Annotated in this window: 3 protein-coding genes; all 3 read left to right on the top strand. The window is 46.0% G+C overall.

Translation table 11 applies throughout. From position 1 onward, the window contains the following. The first annotated feature begins 132 nt into the window (after positions 1-132). The gene (locus Q0236_RS03000; protein WP_291936539.1) at positions 133-942 is read left to right on the top strand and encodes a peptidyl-prolyl cis-trans isomerase; all 810 of its coding nucleotides are present in this window, start codon (positions 133-135) and stop codon (positions 940-942) included. Positions 943-956: 14 nt separating this feature from the next. Beyond that, positions 957-2,021, top strand: coding sequence for a class II fructose-bisphosphate aldolase (fbaA, locus tag Q0236_RS03005; protein WP_297914978.1), 1,065 nt, complete (start codon positions 957-959; stop codon positions 2,019-2,021). Position 2,022: 1 nt separating this feature from the next. Further along, positions 2,023-3,267, top strand: a 1,245-nt coding sequence (locus Q0236_RS03010; protein ID WP_297914980.1) for a MotA/TolQ/ExbB proton channel family protein, incomplete at its 3' end; no start/stop codon positions are given.

Below are 3,267 nucleotides of genomic sequence, written 5' to 3' on the forward strand. Positions count from 1 at the left end.
CTCTAAAATATCTTTTTTACTTCTCATTTACATTTCCTCAAGTCGGAATTCTACCCTAAAATTCTAAAGTACAGTTTGATTGTTAACAACTTTGAGTTATAATCGCCATTAAAATTTTTTTAAGGAATTATGATGAAAAAAGTTTTATTTACAGCACTTAGTTTGGCTGCCGCTATCAGCCTTAACGCTACCGTTTACGCTACCGTAAATGGCAAAGACGTAACCGAAAAAGAGCTTGCTCCGCTACTTCAAGGCATAGGCAATGTAGATATCGCCGCTCTTAATGCCGATCAAAAGAAGGAGCTTATCGATAAAGGTATCGATCTGATGCTGCTAACGGATGAAGCTAAAAAATCGGGCGTTATGGACGAAGACGTTTATAAAAAAGAGCTTGAAATCGTAAAAGATAACTTAGCGCTTCGTGTATGGCAGGCTAAAGAAGCCAGCAAAATAAATATCGACGATAAAGAAATAGCCGATTTTTATAACAAAAACAAAGCGCGCTTTACCGAGCCTGCGAGAATCAAAGCGGCTCAGATCGTCGTTAAAACTGAAGCCGAGGCAAACGATATTATTAAGCAGTTAAAAGGGCTTAGCGACAGTGCACTATTTACTAAATTTGCAGAGCTTGCCAAAGCTAAATCTATCGATCCGCAGGCTAAACAAACCGGCGGCGAGCTAGGCTGGATGCCTAGCGATCAGGTCAAGCCTTTTGCTGATGCGATCTCTAAGATAAAAGATGGTCAAATCACTACTAAAGCGATTAGAAGCAGAGTCGGATATCACGTAGTGTTAAAAGAGGAGTCTCAAGCTAAAAAGCAGTTAAGTCAAAGCGAAGCAAAGCCTTTTATTGAGCGCGTGCTTAGACAGCAAAAAGCGGCGAAAGTAGTCGAGCAAAAAGCGGCAGATCTTCACAAAAACGCTAAAATCGAGTATAAATAATATAGGAGCTAAAAATGGGCGTTTTAGATATAGTAAAACCGGGCGTTTTAAGCGGCGATGACGTAAGTAAGGTCTATGCGTATGCGAAGCAGCAGGGCTTTGCGATCCCTGCGGTAAACGTAGTGGGATCAAATTCCATAAACGCCGTCTTGGAAAGCGCTAAAATCGCAAATTCGCCCGTAATAATTCAGTTTAGCAACGGCGGCGCAGCGTTTTATGCGGGCGCTACTTGCCCTAATGCCGCAGTTTTAGGCGCTATCGCAGGCGCACATCAAGTGCATGCTTTGGCGGCTCATTACGGCGTTGCGGTGATTTTACATACCGATCATGCCGCAAGGAAGCTGCTCCCGTGGATTGACGAGCTCATCGAAGCTAATGCCGCTCATAAAAAAGCTCACGGCGTGCCGCTGTTTAGCTCGCACATGCTCGATCTTAGCGAGGATGATTTGGAGCTAAATTTAGCGACCTGCGAGAAGTATTTGGAAATTTTAAGCGATCTTGGAATTTCGCTTGAGATCGAGCTTGGCGTCACGGGCGGCGAAGAGGACGGCGTCGATAATACCGGCGTCGATAACGCGCGGCTTTACACCCAGCCCGCAGATGTCGCGCTAGCTTACGAACGACTTGGCAAAATCAGCGATAGATTCAGCATTGCAGCAAGCTTCGGCAACGTCCACGGCGTGTATAAACCGGGCAATGTCGTGCTGAGACCTGAAATTTTAAAAAATTCGCAAAAATTCGTGCGCGAGAAATTTAATCTGCAATCCGAAAAGCCCGTAAATTTCGTCTTTCACGGCGGCAGCGGCAGCGAGACCTCCGACATCAAGGCAGCCGTTAGCTACGGCGTGGTAAAGATGAATATCGACACTGACACGCAGTGGGCGTTTTGGGACGGCGTGCGCGCTTATGAGGGCAAAAATTGCGGCTATTTGCAAGCTCAAATCGGCAATCCGGAAGGCGAGGATAAACCGAATAAAAAATTCTACGATCCTCGCAAATGGCTGAGAGCGGGCGAGCAGAGTATGGTGGCGCGCTTGCAGGTCGCATTTGACAATCTAAATTGCCTAAATAGGAACTAATATGGATCGCCCGAATAACGAAGTGCTCGATATCACGCTACCTGAGGCGAAGGAGCGCTCGCTAGCGGGCGTTTTTTTTAAGATCGCAGCTCTGCCGATCGCGGTTTTTGTGGTGTTTTTGCTGGGCTATTTGGGGCTTATCGGGTTGAAGGTAGAAACGCACTCGATCCTGATGCTTGCGGTTTTGCTCATTATTGCACTAATTTTAGCTCGTCATAATGCAGAATACGGCTGCTTAAATTTTCAAAATAATATCGATGATTTCAAGCGTGAGCTGAAAAATTACATCGTCGCCAATCTTCTAAGCATTGGTGGTAAGAAAAAATCCGATGCTAGCTTTGATCTTTTTGTGGACGAATACGGCTACTCGCTGCGTAATCAAAACTACGCTTCCGTCGCGTCGGCAGTCTTTCCGATGCTTGGAATTTTAGGAACTTTCATCTCGATTGCGATTTCGATGCCGCACTTTTCCTCAAGTAACATTGATGGGCTCGAAACCGAGATCGCGCAGCTTCTAGGCGGCGTAGGTACGGCGTTTTACGTCTCGATCTATGGAATTTTCTTAGCGCTTTGGTGGATATATTTTGAGAAAAAAGGCATTAGCAAATATGAGCGTCTGCTCATCAAATACAAAAATTCCACTAAAAATTTTTTCTGGAACAAAGACGAAATAACACAGGGCTATCTGAGTGAAATTTTAAACGCTAATTCTGAAATTTCGCGCTCATTTGCGATGATGAGCTCTACGAATTTTACCGAAAGGCTAAACCGCCTAATCGATGAAAAAATCGGCGCTTTTGAAAGCGTGATGGAAGCCGAGAAGCGAAGTATGGCGATTACACAAGAAGAGCTTGAAAAAGCAGGAGAGATGATCCAAAGGACAAATCTCGCTCACGGTGAGTTAGATAAGAGCTTCGCTCAAATTTTATCTGCGCTCAAGTCCGTGTCTGCAAGCCTAATCGAAATTCAAAACGGAATTTCCGCGCAGTATCTAAGCCAGTCCAAGGCTTTAACGGACGGACAAGGCGAGCTGGCCGCGCTGATTTGGGAGCAATACGCCGGGCCGATTCAGTTGCTGCTGGAAAACCGCTATGTTTTTCAGCCTTTTTGGGATCAGCTCAATGCCCCCACGCTGCAATGCAACTGGAAAAGGCGCTTTGAGCAGGAAGGCCGCCTGGTCAAGCGCGCGATGGCAGCGCGCAATACGGCCGAGGTGCTGAAAACCGTGCTGGTGCGCCTTTACACC

This window comes from uncultured Campylobacter sp. (assembly GCF_938031315.1).
GTDB lineage: Bacteria > Campylobacterota > Campylobacteria > Campylobacterales > Campylobacteraceae > Campylobacter_B.

What these genes read in the sequence shown, in the direction of transcription:
- Q0236_RS03000 (WP_291936539.1), top strand. Translation starts at nt 133, where the DNA reads ATGAAAAAAGTTTTATTTACAGCACTTAGTTTGGCTGCCGCTATCAGC.
- fbaA (WP_297914978.1), top strand. Translation starts at nt 957, where the DNA reads ATGGGCGTTTTAGATATAGTAAAACCGGGCGTTTTAAGCGGCGATGAC.